At 36.0% G+C, this 3,022-nt stretch carries 4 protein-coding genes; all 4 read right to left on the reverse strand.

Annotated features, from left to right (window positions below; all coding sequences use genetic code 11):
* Nucleotides 1-426: 426 nt before the first annotated feature.
* The 4 genes from ACT3QP_RS14495 to ACT3QP_RS14510 all read right to left on the reverse strand — a co-directional run bounded on the left by ACT3QP_RS14495 (nt 427) and on the right by ACT3QP_RS14510 (nt 2,771).
* Nucleotides 427-825 (reverse strand): roadblock/LC7 domain-containing protein, encoded by a 399-nt coding sequence (locus ACT3QP_RS14495; RefSeq protein WP_192520510.1) that lies wholly within the window; start codon nt 823-825, stop codon nt 427-429.
* Between the two features lie 14 nt (nt 826-839).
* A complete protein-coding gene (locus ACT3QP_RS14500) occupies nt 840-1,373 on the reverse strand; it encodes a GTP-binding protein (protein ID WP_192520509.1) in 534 nt (177 codons plus the stop codon).
* Nucleotides 1,374-1,377: 4 nt separating this feature from the next.
* Nucleotides 1,378-2,121 carry a BLUF domain-containing protein gene (locus ACT3QP_RS14505; protein ID WP_192992562.1) on the reverse strand — a complete coding sequence of 248 codons (744 nt, stop codon included), beginning with the start codon at nt 2,119-2,121 and terminating at the stop codon, nt 1,378-1,380.
* 290 nt (nt 2,122-2,411) lie between these two features.
* Nucleotides 2,412-2,771 carry a hypothetical protein gene (locus ACT3QP_RS14510; protein ID WP_192520507.1) on the reverse strand — a complete coding sequence of 120 codons (360 nt, stop codon included), beginning with the start codon at nt 2,769-2,771 and terminating at the stop codon, nt 2,412-2,414.
* Between the last annotated feature and the right edge of the window lie 251 nt (nt 2,772-3,022).

Consider the following 3,022-nt stretch of genomic DNA (forward strand, 5'->3'; position numbering starts at 1 on the left):
ACTTATGCCAGAACACCGATGTTTTTGAACTGACCGTTCACCACCTAATAACTACCGTTGAGTAGGAAAAATAAAGAATTTTATGAGTTTTTAACTATTAATCGAAGTAATTACTCTAATATGAGTGAATTTCGTACATAAATCACTATATTTAAGGCATATTCTCAACCTGAATATTAAATTTTAAATAGGTTAAACGTTGCAATTCTGCATCGAATAACTTACTAATATCTGAATATTATTTGTACAGCCCTCCTTATTTGGCTGCCATTTTTTATCACTATTTTCAAAATAAGAACATGCTCTAGTTATACCTAGCATCAACATCTAAACCACGAAAAAAAAGCACCACCCAACCATTAGTTGAGTGGTGCTTTTTATTTGGCACGTAAAGCGCGCTATACTAAATTGTCCTGAGTACCCTACCTACTCTGTGATAGCAGATATCTCTCCGATCAGTTTTTTAGTTTTATATCTTGCTTCGGCCAAGGCCATCTTATTATGCGCCACAAGCGTCAAGACACAAGGTTTTCCAATATAGTCCGTTTTTACGAATAATATATTCCCAGAGGTCGCTTCAACGATAGTAATATCACACTGTCCTTGCTTCATTTGATTCGCAGACGAGTCACTCAGTGACGATAACGTACTACTCATTGCCGCAAATTTATCCGCTTGATTGCTCAGTTCACTGACGGAAAAACAACTGATAGGAAAGCCATCTGTCGTACATAGGCTGACCAGCATAATTTCTCTATTGGCATCGCACAAGGTTTTGATGTGATGTAACAGCGCAAGTTTCGCTGGTGATTTTTCATTTGGCATAGTCATATCCAACATTAGTCTTGGTTGTTAAGAGTATTGAATAGTGATAAAAGAGATACAGCCGATTCTCTACTTCTAGGATCGGTATTGATCACTGGCGCTACCACGTTATGCTGCATTAGCATAATTCTTATTTCTTGACCCAACGTTGCAAGCTTATCTTTATCAGCATCTTCACTGTGAGTAATACCGACAATACAAGTGGTCTGGTTTTTTTCTGGTGCAAAAAACTTTAACAGTTTATCTATGTTGGCGTAGTCTGGTGTCTCGCCATACTTAATTAAAATGAGTAAGCCCCATAAAGACTGGTTGACAAACTCCCATAAAAAAGAAAAACGCTCTTGACCTGGCACCCCATAGATACCCAAGGCCATTTCATCTGATAAGGTGATACGCCCATAATCAATGCCTACCGTGGTGTATTTCTTACCGATATCGATACTAGATTCTGCTTCTGTTTCGATAGGATTGATCTCACTTAATGTGTTGACCAACTGAGTTTTTCCGGCGCCCACTTCACCAATGATAGCTAGCTTTTGATAATTCAATTTTTTACCTCATTCCTAAGAATTTTTTGATCGCACCGTAAAACTTACTAGGTTTTTTCTTGCTGACCACTTTCTCTTCTAATGGCTCTCCGTCAGTGACGCTTAGTATGCCTGATTTCTCAAACTCTCTGACCATCTGTGTGACTTGCTGGTGTGTTCCAAACTCACCACTATCCACCAAAAAATTGAAAGGATAAGGCTTTTTGGTCAGCTTTATACATAGGTTCATAACCATTTGAGGATCACTTTCATTATTCAGATCAGGCCAGGCTATCAACCTTAAGTTCTTGCCTTGATAATATTGATCAGGAACCGCATCAATCTTTTTTATGTCAATAAAAGGCTGAATACGGTCTTTCTGCTGTTCATTAAAGATATTAAAAACTGCTCTATTGCTCTCTATAAAATTATCAAAGAAAACACCTTTATCCACAAAATTGAAGACACTAACGCTCCAATTAGGAAAGATACGCTCAGTAATGCTTTCGTTTAAAAAGACCCAAAGATCTTCGTGTCTAGGATCAGCTGCTATCTTAGCCATCAATGTGTCTATTTCCAAATCAGACCCTTCTAGTATTTGAAAATACTGGCCCTCACGGTAAGAGATGATTCCAGTAATTTGCGCTTTTGGGTTATGCTTACTAGAGGCACTAATGATGTCTGATAATCCAGTAGGCATACGTACACTATTATTACTGATAAGCGCTCTACAGATAGGTGCTCTACTAACGTATGCAATACATTTCATTTTATCACCATTTAATAAGGCATCTAAGGGTTAGCTAGATCATCGTCATACAGCCAATCCTATATAAAGCTGATACAATTTTAGCCTTGCGCAGTTTGCTATTTATCACGCTTGAACTGGCTTTTAGGTATTCAAATTATATTAAACTGACTATATATAAAAAGATTATATTCGTTATATAACATATTTAGATAACAAATATAATCTTGCTACTTGTGCTTTTCAGAAAAGCAAAAGTAACAAGAGCATTTGGATTAAAAAATTCGATTATCCAAATATAAAAAATCAAATTATATTTCTATTTTAGTGTCTACTGTTTGTACTTTACGGCGTGCTAGTGCAAGGTTGGCTTTTGATTTATCAAGTATCAAATAAATAAACAAATCTTCGTGGTTATGTGTAGGACGAATGATATGAATCTGAGACTCTAAAGTGATTAACATATCTTCAATTTCACCTGTGATACCAAGCGACTTCATGGTAGCAACTTTTGCTTTTACGACTTGAGCATTACCTGCTGCGGCAAGCTCTAGGTCAACACCGCCACCAGTCATACCAAGCACCATGCCTGACATGTAATCAACAATACAAGCGCCCATAGCGCCATCAAGCGTCATTAAATCCTGTAAACAATCATTGATATTTGACATTTTTTTCCCCTATTAACTTAGTTGTTGTTCAGTAAAGCAATGCTGTTGCAATAGTTTAATACTAAACTAAATTTGATTTATAGTTAACCAGTTCCACTTATTACTTCTTTTTAGATAAATCTAAATTTGAAAAATACCGGTCATAATAAAGTCATAAATAACTAAGCATGCTTTTTAAGATAAGCCATACATCACACTTATTACAAAACTTAACATTACTTAGTAGATTTTATTATACACATATATTAACA

Source organism: Psychrobacter sp. AOP7-B1-24 (assembly GCF_052376215.1).
GTDB lineage: Bacteria > Pseudomonadota > Gammaproteobacteria > Pseudomonadales > Moraxellaceae > Psychrobacter.

What these genes read in the sequence shown, in the direction of transcription:
- ACT3QP_RS14510 (WP_192520507.1), bottom strand. Translation starts at nt 2,771, where the DNA reads ATGTCAAATATCAATGATTGTTTACAGGATTTAATGACGCTTGATGGC.
- ACT3QP_RS14505 (WP_192992562.1), bottom strand. Translation starts at nt 2,121, where the DNA reads ATGAAATGTATTGCATACGTTAGTAGAGCACCTATCTGTAGAGCGCTT.
- ACT3QP_RS14495 (WP_192520510.1), bottom strand. Translation starts at nt 825, where the DNA reads ATGCCAAATGAAAAATCACCAGCGAAACTTGCGCTGTTACATCACATC.